General features: G+C 48.2%; 2 protein-coding genes. One reads left to right on the top strand and one right to left on the bottom strand.

What is annotated here, in order from left to right:
- Positions 1-266 (top strand): DNA-3-methyladenine glycosylase I (locus tag CIK04_RS24830; RefSeq protein ID WP_142995013.1); only part of this gene is annotated, 266 nt, incomplete at its 5' end.
- 84 nt (positions 267-350) lie between these two features.
- On the opposite strand, the gene CIK04_RS24825 is transcribed toward CIK04_RS24830, so the two are convergent.
- On the bottom strand, positions 351-506 hold a 156-nt coding region (locus tag CIK04_RS24825), incomplete at its 5' end, for a PLP-dependent transferase (RefSeq protein ID WP_176463424.1).

Here is a 506-nt window from a genome sequence, read left to right as displayed (position 1 = left end):
CGTCGGTGTTTAGTAACGCACGCGCGGCATTAGCGCTTCAAGAAGAGTTTGGTTCACTGTCTAACGCTTTGTGGCCGTTTGTCGACCATCAGCCGATTGTCAACCAATGGCAATCCATGGATGAAGTGCCCGCGGTCACGGAGCAATCCAAAGCGCTCAGTAAGTTTCTTAAAAAGCGGGGCTTCAAATTTGTTGGAGAAACCATTTGCTATGCCTTCATGCAAGCGGTCGGGATGGTCGAGGATCATTTAATTGATTGCCCCTAGTAAAGCACACCGATAAAAACAGCCCGCAGAGATGAGGGCTGTTTTATATGCATAGCGGGGAGCGCCTAACGAGGTAAATCGCCGCTAGCTAAGAGAGGTTTCTCTTTCAAGAATCAATGCGTTATAACGTTCAAAACCCGCTTCGAGATCAGCAATCAGGTCTTCGACATTTTCTAAACCAATGTGCAGGCGGATTAAGGTGCCTTCAAAGTTCGGATTGGCGACAGTCCGTAAGCTTGA

The sequence above is a fragment of the Vibrio sp. 03_296 genome (assembly GCF_002265885.1).
This window is presented reverse-complemented; position numbering and strand designations above follow the sequence as displayed.